Source organism: Mycobacterium mantenii (genome assembly GCF_010731775.1).
GTDB lineage: Bacteria > Actinomycetota > Actinomycetes > Mycobacteriales > Mycobacteriaceae > Mycobacterium > Mycobacterium mantenii.
In genome coordinates, this window is the sequence record NZ_AP022590.1 from 353,203 (window position 1) to 368,813 (window position 15,611).

The 15,611-nt window shown below is 67.5% G+C and carries 18 protein-coding genes; 6 read left to right on the plus strand and 12 right to left on the minus strand.

Translation table 11 applies throughout. The features are described 5' to 3' along the window. Positions 1-11: 11 nt before the first annotated feature. Positions 12-497 (plus strand): peroxynitrite isomerase, encoded by a 486-nt coding sequence (locus G6N50_RS01755; RefSeq protein WP_083096394.1) that lies wholly within the window; start codon positions 12-14, stop codon positions 495-497. Between the two features lie 24 nt (positions 498-521). Here the strand turns inward: G6N50_RS01755 and G6N50_RS01760 are convergent, their stop codons facing one another. The 3 genes from G6N50_RS01760 to G6N50_RS01770 form a co-directional block, all read right to left on the minus strand. After that, the gene (locus tag G6N50_RS01760; RefSeq protein ID WP_083096393.1) at positions 522-1,208 is read right to left on the minus strand and encodes a PhzF family phenazine biosynthesis protein; all 687 of its coding nucleotides are present in this window, start codon (positions 1,206-1,208) and stop codon (positions 522-524) included. 45 nt (positions 1,209-1,253) lie between these two features. Continuing rightward, the gene (locus tag G6N50_RS01765; RefSeq protein WP_083096391.1) at positions 1,254-2,285 is read right to left on the minus strand and encodes an alpha/beta fold hydrolase; all 1,032 of its coding nucleotides are present in this window, start codon (positions 2,283-2,285) and stop codon (positions 1,254-1,256) included. Between the two features lie 63 nt (positions 2,286-2,348). After that, positions 2,349-3,320: a proteasome assembly chaperone family protein gene (locus tag G6N50_RS01770; RefSeq protein ID WP_067839860.1), complete on the minus strand. Its 972-nt coding sequence runs from the start codon at positions 3,318-3,320 to the stop codon at positions 2,349-2,351. Between the two features lie 217 nt (positions 3,321-3,537). On the opposite strand from G6N50_RS01770, the gene G6N50_RS01775 reads away from it, so the two are divergent. Beyond that, positions 3,538-4,374: a trypsin-like serine peptidase gene (locus tag G6N50_RS01775; protein ID WP_083096389.1), complete on the plus strand. Its 837-nt coding sequence runs from the start codon at positions 3,538-3,540 to the stop codon at positions 4,372-4,374. A 161-nt stretch (positions 4,375-4,535) separates the two neighbouring features. Here G6N50_RS01775 and sthA read toward each other — a convergent pair whose 3' ends face one another. Beyond that, positions 4,536-5,951 carry a Si-specific NAD(P)(+) transhydrogenase gene (sthA, locus tag G6N50_RS01785; protein WP_083096387.1) on the minus strand — a complete coding sequence of 472 codons (1,416 nt, stop codon included), beginning with the start codon at positions 5,949-5,951 and terminating at the stop codon, positions 4,536-4,538. 112 nt (positions 5,952-6,063) lie between these two features. Here sthA and G6N50_RS01790 point away from each other — a divergent pair, with 112 nt between their 5' ends. Next, positions 6,064-7,122, plus strand: a complete 1,059-nt coding sequence (locus G6N50_RS01790) for a DUF4192 domain-containing protein (protein WP_083096470.1) — start codon at positions 6,064-6,066, stop codon at positions 7,120-7,122. 20 nt (positions 7,123-7,142) lie between these two features. Here the strand turns inward: G6N50_RS01790 and G6N50_RS01795 are convergent, their stop codons facing one another. From G6N50_RS01795 to G6N50_RS01805, 3 genes are all read right to left on the minus strand, one after another. Further along, on the minus strand, positions 7,143-7,832 hold the full coding sequence (locus tag G6N50_RS01795; RefSeq protein WP_067839871.1) for a metal-dependent transcriptional regulator: 690 nt from the start codon (positions 7,830-7,832) through the stop codon (positions 7,143-7,145). Between the two features lie 130 nt (positions 7,833-7,962). After that, the gene (gene sigB, locus G6N50_RS01800; RefSeq protein ID WP_007774892.1) at positions 7,963-8,922 is read right to left on the minus strand and encodes a sigma-70 family RNA polymerase sigma factor SigB; all 960 of its coding nucleotides are present in this window, start codon (positions 8,920-8,922) and stop codon (positions 7,963-7,965) included. Between the two features lie 165 nt (positions 8,923-9,087). Beyond that, on the minus strand, positions 9,088-9,534 hold the full coding sequence (locus tag G6N50_RS01805; RefSeq protein ID WP_142275614.1) for a DUF3099 domain-containing protein: 447 nt from the start codon (positions 9,532-9,534) through the stop codon (positions 9,088-9,090). A gap of 57 nt (positions 9,535-9,591) precedes the next feature. On the opposite strand from G6N50_RS01805, the gene G6N50_RS01810 reads away from it, so the two are divergent. Beyond that, positions 9,592-9,831, plus strand: a complete 240-nt coding sequence (locus G6N50_RS01810; RefSeq protein ID WP_064879665.1) for a DUF3039 domain-containing protein — start codon at positions 9,592-9,594, stop codon at positions 9,829-9,831. Here the strand turns inward: G6N50_RS01810 and G6N50_RS01815 are convergent, their stop codons facing one another. Together G6N50_RS01815 and G6N50_RS01820 are read right to left on the minus strand one after the other, a co-directional pair. Continuing rightward, the gene (locus G6N50_RS01815; RefSeq protein WP_083096384.1) at positions 9,832-10,836 is read right to left on the minus strand and encodes a YihY/virulence factor BrkB family protein; all 1,005 of its coding nucleotides are present in this window, start codon (positions 10,834-10,836) and stop codon (positions 9,832-9,834) included. A gap of 67 nt (positions 10,837-10,903) precedes the next feature. Further along, a complete protein-coding gene (locus tag G6N50_RS01820) occupies positions 10,904-11,089 on the minus strand; it encodes a DUF7455 domain-containing protein (RefSeq protein ID WP_007774888.1) in 186 nt (61 codons plus the stop codon). A 133-nt stretch (positions 11,090-11,222) separates the two neighbouring features. Between G6N50_RS01820 and G6N50_RS01825 the strand changes: the two genes are divergently transcribed. Continuing rightward, positions 11,223-11,603, plus strand: coding sequence for a DUF952 domain-containing protein (locus G6N50_RS01825; protein ID WP_083096382.1), 381 nt, complete (start codon positions 11,223-11,225; stop codon positions 11,601-11,603). Here G6N50_RS01825 and G6N50_RS01830 read toward each other — a convergent pair. The 3 genes from G6N50_RS01830 to ppgK form a co-directional block, all read right to left on the minus strand. After that, entirely contained in the window at positions 11,537-11,965 is a 429-nt protein-coding gene (locus G6N50_RS01830) for a RidA family protein (protein WP_083096380.1), read from the minus strand. The two genes, G6N50_RS01825 and G6N50_RS01830, sit on opposite strands and share 67 nt — an antisense overlap. A gap of 136 nt (positions 11,966-12,101) precedes the next feature. Beyond that, positions 12,102-13,640 (minus strand): RNA polymerase sigma factor, encoded by a 1,539-nt coding sequence (locus G6N50_RS01835; RefSeq protein WP_142275613.1) that lies wholly within the window; start codon positions 13,638-13,640, stop codon positions 12,102-12,104. A 177-nt stretch (positions 13,641-13,817) separates the two neighbouring features. Further along, positions 13,818-14,627 (minus strand): polyphosphate--glucose phosphotransferase, encoded by an 810-nt coding sequence (gene ppgK, locus G6N50_RS01840; protein WP_083096376.1) that lies wholly within the window; start codon positions 14,625-14,627, stop codon positions 13,818-13,820. Between the two features lie 101 nt (positions 14,628-14,728). Between ppgK and G6N50_RS01845 the strand changes: the two genes are divergently transcribed. Next, entirely contained in the window at positions 14,729-15,607 is an 879-nt protein-coding gene (locus tag G6N50_RS01845; protein ID WP_083096375.1) for an inositol monophosphatase family protein, read from the plus strand. The last annotated feature ends 4 nt before the right edge of the window (positions 15,608-15,611 follow it).

Sequence of the window (15,611 nt, forward strand, 5' to 3'; positions counted from 1 at the left end):
GGCTCGGTTCCATGCCCACTGACTTGCATCCCGACCTCGCGGCGCTGGCCCCCCTGCTTGGGACCTGGTCCGGCCAGGGCGCGGGTAAGTACCCGACGATCCCGCCCTTCGACTATCTCGAAGAAGTCGTGTTCTCCCATGTCGGCAAACCGTTTCTGGCGTACGGGCAGAAAACCAAGGCGGCAGCCGACGGCAAGCCGCTGCACGCCGAAACCGGCTACCTTCGCGTGCCCCAACCGGGCCACGTCGAACTGGTTCTGGCGCATCCCAGCGGCATCACCGAAATCGAGGTCGGCACCTACTCGGTCACCGGTGATCTCATCGAAATGCAAATGTCGACCACGACCGTCGGGTTGACTCCTAGTGCCAAAGAGGTGACGGCGCTGGGTCGTTCCTTCCGCGTGGACGGCGACGAGCTCTCTTACACGGTGCAGATGGGTGCGGTCGGGCAACCGTTGCAGGACCACCTCGCCGCGGTGCTGCACCGGCAGCGCTGAGCCCTCCGAGGGCGTGCGACGCCGTCAGTCCAGGTGTCTCACACCGTCATTGACGACCCGCCCGGCCACCCGGACCCAGCCTTCGGCGCTCCACGTCGTGTCGATGACCGAGCCCCTGCCCTGGGTGATCCGCAGGCTCTGGCTCAGGTAATCGGTGATCCGCATCGCCGCCGAACCGGTTGCCTCGTCCTCGACCACACCGAGGTTGGCGGCGAACATGCGCACCCGCAGCGACCCGGCCGCGCGGTCGACCCAGGCCCACAGGTAGTGGGCGGCATCGTCGGGAAAGTCCGCCGGATCCGCGGCCAGAACCTCGTCGGGCGAAGCGAATTCGTGCAGGGCGAAGTCGGGTGCCCACTGCGCGCGGGCGTTGATGCTGGCGCGGTGTTCGTCGTAACCCACCTGCACGAGCCCGGCCGGTACCTGCAGCGTGTTGATCGGCGAACCGACCTCGCGCAGCCACCACGTCGCGCCGACGGTCGGGTGGCCGGCGAACGGCAGTTCGGTTCGCGGCGTGAAAATGCTGGCGTGCGCGGTGGAGGAGCCGGCCGCCGGCAGGTCGACGAAAACCGTCTCGCTGTAGCCCAATTGGGTTGCCAGCCGCTGCCGGTGCGCCGGGTCGACCTGGCGGGCGTCCACCACGCCCAGCGGGTTACCGAAGTTGCCGCCCGAATCGGTGAACACCCGCAACACCGTCACGTCGATCCCCATGGCCCGACTGTACGGCGCCGGAGCCGGTTGCCCCGACCGAGGTGATCAGGTGGCGCTGCGCTCGTCGGATCCCATGGCGTTGAGCACGGCGACGCGAGTGGGAGCGGGGCCCGAGACGGCCCGCTCGCCGCCGCCGGTGCGCAGCAACCCGCGAAGGTTGGCCTGGTCGTATTCGGCGGGATCGGTGGAGTCGATGAAGCGCTCGACGACGTCGATGAAACGCGCCGGGTCGTCGTGAAAGGGGAAGTGGCCCGATCCTTCGAAGATTTCGAGCCGGGAGCCGGGCATCGCGGCATGCGCCATCCACGCGTGCCGGACCGGAACCACCACATCCTTTGTGCCCCAGACGATCTGTACTGGGATGGCCTCGGTCAAATAGCAGCGGTCGAGCATGGTGACGATCTGTCCGCGCCAATCCACCACCGCGCGCAGCGTCCGGCTGAATGCCGCGGACGCCGTCGGTTCGGGCAAATCGTCGAGGATCCGCAGCACGTTGGGCAGGTCGCGGCCCAGCCCGCTGCTGCCCAACGCCACACCCAGGACGCGTCCCATGAGCTGAACCGCGGGCAGCACCAGCGGCAACCGCAGCAGGGCGATCGCTTCGCTGCCCATCGGCAGCGAGGCCCAGCGCAGGACGAAGTTGACGTCTTTGGTCACGCCGCCGGCGCCGACCAGGATCAGCCGTTCCACCAAATGCGGAAATTGGTAGGCGAATTGCATGGCCACGCCGCCGCCCAGCGAGTGACCGATGATGGTGACCCGCTCGATGTCGAGCACGCTGAGCAGGTCACGCATCCCGTTTGCATAGGCCGCGATCGAGTAGTCGGCGCGCGGCTTGTCGGATTGCCCGTGGCCCAGTAGATCCGGGGCGATCACCGTGAAACGCTGGGCGAGCTTGGCCTGCACGGTGTTCCACGTGGTGGAGTTGTCGCCGATGCCGTGGATCAGCAGGATCGCCGGCCCGGAACCGGCGATGCGGTAGGCCCGTTTGTAGCCGTGGATGGTGCGGAACTCGAGTTTGGGTGCGGTCACTTCACGCACCGGGCGGAGCGTGTTTTTGCGCTTCCGCTCGGTCATATCGCCAACCTTGGTGTCGGGCCGGGCTAAGGCCGGTGTGGCTAGGGACTCTTGCTAAGTCGGTCAGGCATGATCGTCGTCGTCGAACTTCTTCTCCGCCTGTTGGGCCAGAAATCGCTCAAACTCTGCGCCCAGCTCGTCGCCGCTAGGCAGATCCTCGTCGCGAGCTAGTAACGATCTGTTCTCCTGAGCGTCGATGAAGGCATCGTACTGGCGCTCAAGCGCGGCCACCACTTGAGCGACCTCCGCGCTCGCTTCGACCTGCTCGTCGATCTTGGCCCGGATCACCTCGGCCGCCTCCGTCAGCGCCGTCAGCGGCAGCTCCAGCGACGCGGTCTTGGCGACTTGCTCGAGCAGCGCCTGCGCGGCGGCGGGGTAATCGGTCTGCGTGAGGTAGTGCGGGACGTGCACGGTATACCCGACGACCTCGTGGCCGTGCTGGCCCATCCGGTACTCCAGCAGGTTGGACGCGCTGCCGGGTACCTGGATCTCCGAGATCCACGGCTGGAAGTTGGCGATCAACTCCGGGTTGTTCGAGTGCGCGGTCATGGTGGTCGGCCGGGTGTGCGGAACGGCCATCGGGACAGTGCCCAGACCGATGGTCTGGCGCACGCCGAGGCGTTCGGCCAGCAACCGCACCGCGGTGATGAAGCGCTCCCACTTGAGGTCCGGTTCCATGCCGGACAGCAACAGGAACGGCGTGCCGACCGTGTCGCGCATCGCGTACAGGCTCAGCTCGGGATCCTCGTAGTGGGTGAAGTGATCGGTCTTGAACGTCATCAGCGGGCGCCGCGAACGGTAGTCCAGCAATTCGTCGATCGCGAAGGACGCGACCAGTTCGGTGTCCAGCACCGCCTTGAGATGCGTGGCCGCCAGCTTGATGGCATGACCGGCGTCGGAAAACCCCTCGAGGGCATGCACCAGCACGGGACCGCGGCCGTCGGACGTCGACAACTGCGGCGCCGGCAGCTCGAGCTCGTACATGCCAGCCTGCCCTGGCTGGTACTGATCACCTGGGTCTTGATGGTGAGCCATCTCCGATCGCCTCCTCTCGGCAATCTCTTCAGGGTGCCCTACCAAGTGTCCCCCGAATCAGGCGGCACCAATATCTATCAGCAAATTTCGTGCCCACGCTGTTAGCTGAAACGCGATAACACCCGGGCGTAATCCGGGATCATCGCATCGAGGACGCCGGCCACCGCGGTGGCGCACCGAGGTGCATGGAAGTCGGCTTGCCGGCGGCCGGTCAGGCATGATGAAGGCGATGCGCATTCGGATCCTGATGCTGTGCTCGGTGGTGGGGGTGGCGACGTTGTTGACGTCGTGTCACCGTCCCATCGAGCAGGTGTCGGGTGCTCCGGTATCCGCTCCGCGCGTCGGTGGCCCGGTGCAGCGGCTCAGCCAGCCCGAGCAGAAGGCCGTCGCGGGCCCGGTCGAGCCGGACCGGCGCATCGGGGCGATCTTCATCGACGGCGGGCCGCTGCACGTCTGCACGGGATCGGTGGTGCATTCGACGGGCGGCAACCTGATCATGACCGCCGCGCACTGCCTGGCCGGAGCCTCGCTGATCACCTTCGTTCCCGGTTTCGCCGGGGACGCCGCACCCGGCCCCGCCGACGTGTGGAAGGCCGACGCGGTCTATCTCGATCCACGCTGGACGGCCAGCAAGGATCCGCACGCCGACTACGCGATCGCGCGGGTCAGCAACGATTCCGGCGCTCCCGTCGAGTCCCGGGTCGGCCTGGCGCTGACGCTGGGTGTGACGCCTCCGCCGGGCAGCCGCGTCACCGTGCTGGGCTATCCCGCGGGGGTGGGCGGATCGCCCATCGGGTGTCAGGCCAACACGTCGGTCACCGACACCGGCTTCCCCGCATTGGCGTGCGAAGGGATGGTGGACGGCACCAGCGGCGCGCCCTGGGTCAGCGGCACCACACTCATCGGCCTGATCGGCGGTCTCGAGCGGGGCGGGTGCGCCGCGAACATGTCGTATTCTGCACCGTTCGACGCGCACACCGCGGAGCTGCTGACCCGTGCCGAGGTCGGTGGGCCCGGCGATCCGGTCTCGGGCGACCTCCAAGACGCCTGTTAGTGGCGATCGCCAGCGCGGGGGAGCCGGGCGCAGCGGGTCGCCGCCGTCGGGCTAGTGGCGATCGCCAGCGCGGGGGAGCCGGGCGCAGCGGGTCGCCGCCGTCGGGCTAGTGGCGATCGCCAGCGCGGGGGAGCCGGGCGCAGCGGGTCGCCACGGTCGGGCTAGTGGCGGAACTGGTTGAGCGCCCGGACTTTGTTCATCACGTCCAGCGCCGCGACCTTGTAGGCCTCGGAGAACGTCGGGTAGTTGAACACGGCGTCCACCAGGTACTCGACGGTGCCGCCGCAGCCCATGACGGCCTGCCCGATGTGCACCATCTCGGTGGCGCTGGTGCCGAAGATGTGAACGCCGAGCACCTTGAGGTCGTCGGTGGACACCAGCAGCTTGAGCATGCCGTAGGAGTCGCCGGCGATCTGGCCCCGGGCGAGCTCCCGGTACCTGGCCACGCCGACCTCGTAGGGGATGGCGTTCTTCGTCAGCTCGACCTCGGTGGCGCCGACGTAGGAGACCTCAGGAATGGAGTAGATGCCGATCGGCTGCAGCTCGGTGATGCCGTCGCACGCTTCCCCGAACGCGTGGTAGGCGGCCAGCCGTCCCTGCTCCATCGACGTCGCGGCCAGCGCGGGGAAGCCGATCACGTCGCCGACGGCATAGATGTGGGGCACCTTGGTCTGAAAATTGTCGTCGACGAAGATCCGCCCGCGGTTGTCGGCTTCCAGCTCGGCGTTGTGCAGATCGAGGTGATCGGTCTGGCCCTGCCGTCCGGCCGAATACATCACCGTCTCGGCGGGAATCTGCTTGCCGCTGGCCAGGGTCGTGACGGTGCCCGCCGACCCGACGTCGACCGCGGTCACCTCCTCGCCGAACCGGAACGTCACCGCCAGGTCGCGCAGGTGGAACTTCAGCGCCTCGACGACCTCGGGGTCGCAGAAGTCGAGCATGTCGTTGCGCTTTTCCACGACGGTGACCTTGGTGCCCAGCGCGGCGAACATCGAGGCGTACTCGATGCCGATGACGCCCGCGCCGACCACCACCATCGAGGTGGGCAGCGACTTGAGATCGAGGATGCCGTCGGAGTCGAGCACCCGGTGTTCGTCGAACTCGACGCCGGAGGGCCGCGCCGGCCGGGTACCGGTGGCGATGACGACGTATTTGCCGCTGATGGTTATCTTTTCGCGCCGCGACGGGTCTTCGACCTCGATGGTGTGCGGGTCGACGAAACGCCCGTGGCCGATCAACAGGTCGACGCGGTTGCGCATCAGCTGGCTGCGCACCACGTCGACCTCCTTGCCGATCACGTGCTGGGTGCGGGCCAGCAGATCGGCCGGGGTGATCTTCTCCTTGACGCGGTAGCTCGCGCCGTAGAGTTCGCGCTGGCTCATCCCGGTGAGGTAGAGGACCGCCTCGCGCAACGTCTTCGACGGGATGGTGCCGGTCTGGACGCACACGCCGCCGAGCATCTGGCCGCGTTCGACGACGGCGACCGACTTACCGAGCTTGGCCGAGGCGATGGCGGCCTTCTGTCCGCCGGGCCCGGACCCGAGGACCACCATGTCGTACTCTTGCGCCGAACTCATGGCTTAAACAGTAAGGCAGCACAACGCACAGTGCTGGGTTCATGCACAGGTCCGCTCCGGCACCCGTCCTCGTGCGCACCGGTTGACGGTGGGGCCCGTCAGCGTGGTGTCCATGACCACGGATGGACCTGACTTCAAACTGAACCGACCCGGCGCACTCATCGCCGCGCTGCCGGCCGTTCTCGGCTTCGTTCCCGAAAATTCATTGGTACTGGTGTCTTTGGACGGTGGCGACCTCGGCGCCGTGATGCGGGTCGACCTCTCCGATGAGCTCGCCGCGCGGGTCGGACACCTCGCGGAGGTCGCCGCCGCGGCCCAGCCCGACGCCGCGATCGCGGTCATCGTCGACGCGGAGGGGGCGCACTGCCCATGCTGCAACGAGGATTACCGGCTGGTGTGCGGCGCGCTCGCAAAGTCGTTGTCCGAGCACGACATCGAGCTATGGGCCGCACACGTGGTCGACCGGGTCGCCCTCGGTGGGCGCTGGCACTGCGTGGACGGTTGCGGTTCGAGCGGGCTCGTCGACGATCCGTCGGCGTCGCCGCTGGCAGCCGCGGCGGTGCTCGACGGCAGGCGGCTGTACGCGCGCCGAACCGACCTGCAGGCTCTCATCGCGGTTGAGGACATGGCGCGCAGCGCCAAATTGACCGCCGTGATCGACCGGCAGGAGGCCAGGCGCTGGGCCGCCCACCGCGCGGATCCGGCTCGTTGCGCCCGCGCCGACGTGAAGCACGCGATGGCGGCCGCGTCCCGAGTCGCCGCGGGCCAGGCGCTGACCACAGCCCAGCTGGCGAAGCTGGGCTGCGCGCTCAGCGACGCGCAGGTGCGCGACATCCTGTACGCCCTGGCGGTCGGTGAGCGCGCCGACGAGGCGGAGTCGTTGTGGGCGCTGCTGGCTCGGACCCTGCCTCCGCCCTGGCGGGTGGAGGCGCTGGTGTTGCTCGCGTTCAGCGCTTACGCGCGCGGCGACGGGCCGCTGGCCGGGGTATCGCTGGAGGCTGCGCTGCGCTGCGAGCCCGGGCATCGGATGGCGGGCATGCTGGACACCGCTTTGCAATCGGGTCTGCGGCCCGAGGACATCCGGGACCTGGCGCTGACCGGCTACCGGCTGGCCGAACGGTTGGGCGTGCGGCTACCGCCGCGAAGGCCGCTAGGCCGCAGGGCGGGATAGGTGGGCAGGAACGGGCCGCGTCAGACCTTCTCGACCTTGACCGCGTGCGCCATCTCGTGCGGCAGGGTGACGTTCTCGTGGCCCGGAATGACGATGGTCACCCCGGCGGAGCTGGTCTCCACGGTGACCCGTGCGTTGGGGACGACACCGGCGTCCTTCAGGCGAGAGATCAGGTCGATGTCGCCCTGGACGTGTTCGGTCAACTGCCGCACCACCACGGCCACGGGCGCGCCGGCGGGCAGCTCGGTCAGCCGAACCAAAGGACCGTCCTCCGACCAGGATTCCGGGCCCACGCCAAGGTCCAGCAGGCCGGGGATCGGGTTGCCGAAGGGCGAGGTGGTCGGGTTGTTGAGCACCTTCACCAACCGCCGCTCGACGTCCTCGCTCATCACGTGCTCCCAGCGGCACGCCTCGGCGTGGACCTCTTCCCAGGGCAACCCGATGACGTCGACCAGCAGCCGTTCGGCGAGGCGATGCTTGCGCATCACGGAAATGGCCAGCGCGCGGCCCTTGTCGGTGAGCTCGAGGTGGCGGTCGCCGGCTACGTGGAGTAAACCGTCCCGCTCCATGCGCGAAACGGTTTGGCTGACAGTCGGCCCACTCTGATCGAGGCGCTCGGCGATTCGGGCACGCAGCGGCGTCACGCCCTCTTCTTCGAGATCGTAGATGGTCCGCAAGTACATCTCGGTGGTGTCAACCAGGTCGTTCATTCAGCACCCTCCGTCGACGCTGAGTCTACTTGCCCAGCTGCGCGAATGGTTGTAACGCCTCCCAGGCAAGCAGTATGCCCGCCGCTGACGCGGCGGGCATACCGTCTTGCTACCTAGCTTGAGTGAGGTGTTAGCTCGCGTACGACCGTAGCCGGTCGGCGCGCTCGCCGTTGCGGAGTTTCGACATTACGTCGCGCTCGATTTGCCGGACCCGCTCGCGGGACAGGCCGAACAGCTTGCCGATCTGGTCGAGGGTGCGGGGCTGGCCGTCGTCCAGGCCGAACCGCAACCGGATCACCTGGTGCTCACGCTCGTCCAGGGTGGCCAGCACGCTGCGGATGTCGGTGTGCAGCAGCTCGGCGATCACCGCGTTCTCGGCCGACATCGCCTCGGCGTCCTCGATGAAGTCGCCCAGCGGGGCTTCTTCCTCGGAGCCGACCGGCATGTCCAGGCTTACCGGGTCGCGGCTGTGCTCGAGCAGGTCGTTGATCTTTTCGACCGGGATGCCGGACTCGGCGGCCAGTTCCTCATCGGTGGCCTCGCGTCCCAGGTTCTGGTGCATCTCGCGCTTGATCCGCGCCAACTTGTTGACCTGCTCCACCAGGTGCACGGGCAGCCGGATGGTGCGGCTCTGGTCGGCCATGCCGCGCGTGATGGCCTGACGGATCCACCACGTCGCGTAGGTCGAGAACTTGAATCCCTTTGTGTAGTCGAACTTTTCCATCGCGCGGATCAGTCCGAGGTTGCCCTCCTGGATCAGGTCCAGCAGTGGCATGCCCCGACCCGTGTACCGCTTGGCCAGCGACACCACCAGACGCAGGTTCGCTTCCAGCAGGTGGCGGCGCGCAGCCTGACCATCCCGCACCACGGCCTCCAGATCGCGTTTACGGTTTTCCCCGAGGCGCTTACGCGTCGCAAGCAGATGCTCGGCGTAAAGTCCGGCTTCGATGCGCTTGGCAAGCTCAACCTCGCCGGCAGCATTCAGCAGTGCCGTCTTACCGATCCCGTTCAGATATACGCGCACCAGGTCCGCTGCGGGGCTTTGAGCATCCAGATCGCCGTCAAATCTGCTCGTGCTGGCGTTCGCCATAGCGACCTCCCGTTCGGCTTTGTTCTGTCATGGAGTTCAACGACAGATCAGCTCTGAGAGTTCCCAGCGATTCCCCATCTCACACGTCTTGACGTGCAGAAATGTCCCGTCGACCTGAGAATGTCCTGAGAAGTGCGGCGGCGGCACCTTCGTCTGCAACGGCGGCTAGCCGTGATCCATTCCGCCGCGCTCCCCGGAAGGCCCCTCCGGCTGCGGGTGTCGCGGGGCCTCGAGCGCGGGATGTTCGGCCCGGGGGAACAGTGGGGTGCGCTGCCGGGCACTGTCGAACCGGCGCGGCTCGTCGGCACTGCGCGGCGGCCGGTCGTTGGCGATCAGCACGGCCATCCAGGGCAACGGGATGGACAGCGCCACGATCGCTAAGGAGATCAGGCCGTTGTGCCACGCGCCGTAGGCGACCGCGGCCAGGATGAGCGCCGGAATCCGGAAGGCCATCAGGGTCAGGTATTTACGAACCCGCGCCCGGTGCTGCTCCTCGTACGAGGTCGCGGCGGCGGTGATGAGCACTGGCCGGCCTTTGTTGCCGTCAAAGTCATCGAACCTGCCGTCGAAACCCGGGTCGGAGCCGTGCTTCATTTCTCCACTGTCCCACAACTGGCGGATTCCGGCTCGGGCGGTTTCGGGGCCAGCGGGCAGTGCACAATGTCAGGTATGCAGACCCAAACGATCGAACGCACCGAGACCGACGAACGCGTCGACGACGGGACCGGCAGCGACACCCCGAAGTACTTTCATTACGTCAAGAAGGACAAGATCGCCGAGAGCGCGGTGATGGGCAACCACGTCGTGGCGTTGTGCGGCGAGGTCTTTCCCGTCACCAAGGCGGCCAAGCCGGGCTCACCGGTCTGCCCGGACTGCAAGCAGATCTACGACCGGATGAAGAAGGGCTGATCAGCCGGGCGGTTCGACCGTTGCAACGTCGCGTTGCGCGGTGATGGGATTCGTCGTCACGGGATTGGACAGCGTGTCCGCCGCCTTCGCCAGCGCGGGCGAGCGCGACAGCAGCCATCTGCGCAGCCGGTGCGCATGCGTGCGGGGCGCGGGGAATTCCTCCTGGATGGCGGCATTGAGTTCGGCGCCGATCATGATCGCGAAGCCCCCGAAGAACGAGAACAGCAGGAATGCGATCGGCGTGGACAGCGCGCCGTAGGTGTAGCCCGTACTGGTGATCCACTGCAGGTAGATCCGCAGGCCCAGGGTGGCAACCACGAACACCGTGGTGGCCAGCGCCGCGCCGAAGATCAGCCGATGCGTTGGAAGCGGCTCGGGCAACGACACGCGGTACAAGATCACCACCCCGAACAGCAGGACGAGGATCAGCGCGGGGTAGTAGCCGTAGCGCAGCACGTTGGCCAGGCTGACCGGAATGTGCTCACCCACCTTGCGCGGCCCCAGGACCACCAGCGGCGCCGTCGCCACCACGAACACCAGCCCCACCACGTACAGGAACAACGCGAAGAGCCGCTGGCGCACCGGGTGGCGCAACGGCGTTTGGTCGTGCGCCTCGACCACGGAGTCGACGAACGACGAGATGGCCGATGACCCCGCCCACAACGAGATGATGAAACCCAGCGACACCACCTCGCCGCGGGCGTGGTTGGCGATGTCGCGCACGGTCGGCTCGATGATCTCGTTGACCACGCTGCGGGAGAACACGCTGTGCGCCGTCGAGATCAGCTGGCGCAGGATGCTGGGCAGCATGTCCGGGCCGAATAGCGGCGCCACATAGGCCAAGGTGCCGAGCAGCCCGAGCAGCAGCGGCGGCAGGGACAACGCCGACCAAAAACCAGCCTGGGCCGACTCCGAGAAAATTGAGTCGTCCCAACTCTTGGAAAGCGTCCTCAGGGTGATTCGCCAAATGTGGTGGCGCGACGGTTTTGCGACCTGCTCGCTCATACCCGTCCAGCATTACCGAAGATTGCTCGCACCGCCCACATTGGCGATGGGCGAGTTCCGCGCCGGGTTAGCTTTCGCTGAACTCCAGCACGGCGTCCAGCTCGGTCAGCTTCGCCTCGTGCTCGTTGGCGTGATGCTGGCAGAAGAGAAGCTCTAGTCCGGAAGGCAGCTTGGCGCGTACTCGAGCTGCCGCGCCGCAGCGGTCGCAGCGGTCGGCTCTGGTCAGTTCGGGACTCGTCAGAGTTGCATTCATGGCTTCTCCGTTCTCGTACATTCACTTTCTCAGACGTATGGCGTTTTCGCCTTGTTCCCCGATCGTTATCGGGTGTGTCGTTTCTCACGGCCTGGTCAGGTTTGGTTTAGGCGGTCTCTAGGGTGTCGAAGTTGTGACCTTCGTTCCTGACTTCCTGGTGCACCTGTGCGGAACCGAGCAGTGGGCGCAGGCCCGTGAGCAGGGCGGCATACGCCCGGACGCCGCCGGCGGTGCGGCCTTCATCCATCTGTCGGCCCCCGAGCAGGTGCACCTGCCGGCCAACCGGCTCTACCGCGGGCGTCGCGACCTGATCCTGTTGCACATCGACCCGGCCGGGCTGACCGCGCCGGTGCGGTGGGAGCCAGGGGTATCAACCGATCCGGCGTCGATGTTGTTCCCGCACCTGTACGGTCCGCTGCCGGTGACCGCTGTGGTCCGGGTCACCGCCTACCCGCCGGCCGACGATGGCACCTTCCCGCCGCTCGCCGGCGAAGAGGCCGGGGAGTCGACGTAGGCGTCAACCTCGATCTCCACCAGAAGCTCGGGTGCGATCAGCGCCGAGACTTCGACCATGGTGGCTGCGGGGCGTATCGCACCGAAGACCCCCTCGTGCACCGCTCCTACCTCGCGCCAGCGCGAGATGTCGGTGACGTAGATGCGGGTGCGCACCACGTCGGTGAGCGCGGCGCCCGCCTCATGCAACGCAATCTCGATGCGGCGCAGAGCATCTCGTGTCTGAGCGGCGATATCGCCGGGCGGCCCGACTCCGGTTGTCCCGGCCACCGACACCTGCGGACCTACCCGCACCGCGCGCGAGTAACCGACCACCGATTCGTAGGCGGATTCGCCGGCGACCAGTTTGCGGTTGGTTGACATGGGAGTCACCGTACGACGGTGGCGCCGTCGGCGCAGCCGAATTTCCCGGCAGCCGAGGTTGTTTGACCTACCGTCCCATGGCGTGCATCGAAAATGCTTGCACGCCAACCATTCTGAGGTGAACGACCGGATTTACCTAGTCGAGGTAGTCGCGCAACACCTGGGAGCGGCTGGGGTGGCGCAGCTTCGACATCGTCTTGGACTCGATCTGACGGATGCGTTCGCGGGTCACGCCGTAAACCTGCCCGATTTCGTCCAGGGTGCGGGGCTGGCCGTCGGTGAGACCGAAACGCAGCCGTACCACGCCCGCCTCGCGCTCGGAGAGGGTTTCCAGCACCGACTGCAGCTGATCCTGCAGCAAGGTGAACGACACCGCGTCGACGGCCACCACGGCCTCGCTGTCCTCGATGAAGTCACCCAGCTGGCTGTCGCCCTCGTCGCCGATGGTCTGGTCCAGCGAGATCGGCTCGCGGGCGTATTGCTGGATCTCCAGCACCTTTTCGGGCGTGATGTCCATTTCCTTGGCCAGCTCCTCGGGCGTGGGCTCGCGGCCCAGGTCCTGCAGCAGCTCGCGCTGGATACGGCCCAGCTTGTTGATCACCTCGACCATGTGCACCGGGATGCGGATGGTGCGGGCCTGGTCGGCCATGGCGCGGGTGATGGCCTGGCGGATCCACCACGTCGCGTAGGTGGAGAACTTGTAGCCCTTGGTGTAGTCGAACTTCTCGACCGCGCGGATCAGGCCCAGGTTGCCCTCCTGGATGAGGTCCAGGAACGCCATGCCGCGGCCGGTGTAGCGCTTGGCCAGCGAGACCACCAGACGCAGGTTGGCTTCCAGCAAATGGTTCTTCGCGCGGTCGCCGTCGCGGCAGATCCACATCATGTCGCGGCGCTGCGCGGCGGGCAGTTTGTCGCCGCGCTCGGTCAGCTCGGTCATCAGCTGCGTGGCGTACAGGCCGGCCTCGATCCGCTTCGCCAGCTCGACCTCTTCCTCGGCGTTGAGCAGCGCGACCTTACCGATCTGCTTGAGGTAGGCGCGAACCGAGTCGGCCGAGGCGGTCAGCTCGGCGTCCTTGCGGGCCTGGCGCAGCGCCTCGGACTCGTCTTCGTCCCACACGAAATCGCCGGAGGCCTTGTCCTTCTCGCTGGGTTCGGCGATCTCCTCGTCGTCCTCCGGCGCGGGCGCGCTGGCCTTGGCGGGCTTGGCCGCAGCCTGTGCCACGCCGTCGCTCTCTTCGGACTCTTCGCCCGCGCCCTCGTCGGGGTCGTCGCCCTCGGACGCTACGTCGTCCTCGAGGTCGTCGAGGCTGAGGTCGGTGTCGATCTCGAGGTCGTCGCCGGGCTCGCCCTCGAGGTCGGGTTCGGCGTCCAGATCCTCGACGGCACCGTCGGAATCGAGGGCCTCGGAATCGGCCGGGCCGCCCTTGGCCGCCTTGGTTCCACGCGCCGTCGGCGCCTTGGCGTCGGCGCCCTTGGTCGCGGCGCGGCCCTTCTTGGGCTCGGCGGCGTCGGCCTCGGACTTGGTGGACGGCGATGCTGCCTTGGCGGCCCGCTTCGCGGGTGCTGAGCCGTTCGCGGCCTTGGCCGCCGGCCGTTTGGCGGGGGAGGACGAAGACTTCGTGGCGGTGCGTTTCACCGGCCCATCCGTTGCCGGGCTTGCTTTGGTCGCTGCCACTTACACCCCTTCGTTTGGGCTCACCTTCGGTGGGTAGTGGGCATGGTTAACCGAAAGTGTCTGCTATGTCGATGTCGGCGTTGGTATCAGCGTGACTGGTCGCACGCTATCGGTTGGGCGTTCGCCGAGGACCATTGTAACGACAGTGCGCGGGTCCTACGGCTCTGCCGGGCAAAATCAGTGGGTCACGTCCGAGGTGGCGGCCATGGCCGCGCCGACGATCCCGGCGGTGTTGAGCAGGGCCGCGGCCACCACCGGGGTGCGGTTGGTCAGCAGCGGCAGCCATTTGTCGGCCTTGCGGCTGATTCCGCCGCCGGCGATGAACAGATCCGGCCACACCGCGTTCTCGATGCTCACCAGCACCCTGGTCACCTGCTTGGCCCACTTTTCGTAGGACCAGTCTTTCTTCTCCTTCACCGAGGACGCCGCGCGCTGCTCGGCCTCCTTGCCGCCGACCTCGAGATGGCCGAACTCGGTGTTCGGGATCAGCGTCCCGTTGTGAATCACCGCGGAGCCGATCCCGGTGCCGAACGTCAGCAACACCACCAGGCCCGACTGGCCCTTGCCCGCGCCGTAATGCTCCTCGGCCAGCCCTGCCGCGTCGGCGTCGTTGAGGACGGTGACGTCCTGACCGTCCAGCTCGGCGCTGATGATGTCGCGCGCGTTGGTGCCGATCCACGCCTTGTCCACGTTGGCCGCCGTCTGCACGACGCCGTGCGTGACGACCCCGGGATAGGTCACCCCCAGCGGGCCGGTCCACTCGAAGGCGTTGACCACCTGGGCGATGGTCTTGGCCACCGCCGAGGGCGTCGCGGGCTGCGGGGTCAGCAGCTTGACCCGCTCGCCGATCAACTGTCCGGTGTCCATGTCGACGATGCCGCCCTTGATGCCACTGCCGCCGACGTCGATGCCGAACCCGCGCCGCTGTGGCGCGCCGTCGCCGGCAGCGATGCCGGGCGTGTCCGTGGTCGAGTCGGTGCTGGTCATCGAATCTCCTGCGCGTGACTGGGCTGTCCGCCCACCTTAGCGCCGCGACGGTGCCGCCTGCGGCGTCTACGCGGCCGTGGCGACTGTGATGCGATAGAGGCGTGACCCCTTCCGATGACGAGCTCGCAGTGCTGCGCTCGGTCGCCGAAACCCTGGCCGCGGACGCCGCCGCATTCGTGAGGCGTCGGCGGGCAGAGGTTTTCGGCGCCGACGCGGGCAGCTGGAACGCCCAAGACGGTGGCGCGGTGCGATCGAAGAGCACCCCGACCGATCCGGTGACCGTGGTCGACACCGAAACGGAGCGGCTGTTGCGCGACCGGTTGGCCGAATTACGGCCCGGGGAGCCGATTCTCGGCGAGGAAGGCGGCGGCCCGACCGACCCGGCGGGCACGCCGGCCGGATCGGTCACCTGGGTTCTCGATCCCATCGACGGCACGGTGAATTTCGTCTACGGCATCCCCGCCTACGCCGTGTCGGTCGGAGCACAGGTCAACGGCGAGTCGGTGGCCGGGGCCGTCGCCGACGTCGTCGGGCGCCGGGTGTACTCGGCGGCTCTCGGCCTGGGTGCGCATGTCACCGACGACGACGGCACGCAGCCGCTGCAGAGCGCTGCCGTCGACGATTTGTCGATGGCGTTGCTGGGCACCGGGTTCGGCTATTCGCGGCAGCGCCGCGCGGCGCAGGCGGCGCTGTTGGCGCGCCTGCTGCCGGTGGTCCGCGATGTCCGTCGCATCGGTTCGGCCGCACTGGATCTGTGCATGGTCGCCTCGGGTCGGCTCGATGCCTACTACGAGCACGGCCTGCAGGTGTGGGACCGCGCCGCGGGCGCGCTGATCGCCGCGGAGGCCGGGGCGCGGGTGGTCCTGCCCGCACCCGGAGTGGACGGGGCCGGTTTGGCGCTGGCCGCCGCGCCCGGAATCGCCGACGAGCTGTTGGCCGTCCTGGAGCGGTTCAACGGCCTGGATCCGATTCTGGACTGACCGC

What these genes read in the sequence shown, in the direction of transcription:
- G6N50_RS01810 (WP_064879665.1), top strand. Translation starts at nt 9,592, where the DNA reads ATGCAGACCCAAACGATCGAACGCACCGAGACCGACGAACGCGTCGAC.
- G6N50_RS01795 (WP_067839871.1), bottom strand. Translation starts at nt 7,832, where the DNA reads ATGAACGACCTGGTTGACACCACCGAGATGTACTTGCGGACCATCTAC.
- G6N50_RS01760 (WP_083096393.1), bottom strand. Translation starts at nt 1,208, where the DNA reads ATGGGGATCGACGTGACGGTGTTGCGGGTGTTCACCGATTCGGGCGGC.
- ppgK (WP_083096376.1), bottom strand. Translation starts at nt 14,627, where the DNA reads ATGACCAGCACCGACTCGACCACGGACACGCCCGGCATCGCTGCCGGC.
- sigB (WP_007774892.1), bottom strand. Translation starts at nt 8,922, where the DNA reads ATGGCGAACGCCAGCACGAGCAGATTTGACGGCGATCTGGATGCTCAA.
- sthA (WP_083096387.1), bottom strand. Translation starts at nt 5,951, where the DNA reads ATGAGTTCGGCGCAAGAGTACGACATGGTGGTCCTCGGGTCCGGGCCC.
- G6N50_RS01790 (WP_083096470.1), top strand. Translation starts at nt 6,064, where the DNA reads ATGACCACGGATGGACCTGACTTCAAACTGAACCGACCCGGCGCACTC.
- G6N50_RS01775 (WP_083096389.1), top strand. Translation starts at nt 3,538, where the DNA reads ATGATGAAGGCGATGCGCATTCGGATCCTGATGCTGTGCTCGGTGGTG.
- G6N50_RS01765 (WP_083096391.1), bottom strand. Translation starts at nt 2,285, where the DNA reads ATGACCGAGCGGAAGCGCAAAAACACGCTCCGCCCGGTGCGTGAAGTG.
- G6N50_RS01770 (WP_067839860.1), bottom strand. Translation starts at nt 3,320, where the DNA reads ATGGCTCACCATCAAGACCCAGGTGATCAGTACCAGCCAGGGCAGGCT.
- G6N50_RS01755 (WP_083096394.1), top strand. Translation starts at nt 12, where the DNA reads ATGCCCACTGACTTGCATCCCGACCTCGCGGCGCTGGCCCCCCTGCTT.
- G6N50_RS01830 (WP_083096380.1), bottom strand. Translation starts at nt 11,965, where the DNA reads ATGTCAACCAACCGCAAACTGGTCGCCGGCGAATCCGCCTACGAATCG.
- G6N50_RS01815 (WP_083096384.1), bottom strand. Translation starts at nt 10,836, where the DNA reads ATGAGCGAGCAGGTCGCAAAACCGTCGCGCCACCACATTTGGCGAATC.
- G6N50_RS01820 (WP_007774888.1), bottom strand. Translation starts at nt 11,089, where the DNA reads ATGAATGCAACTCTGACGAGTCCCGAACTGACCAGAGCCGACCGCTGC.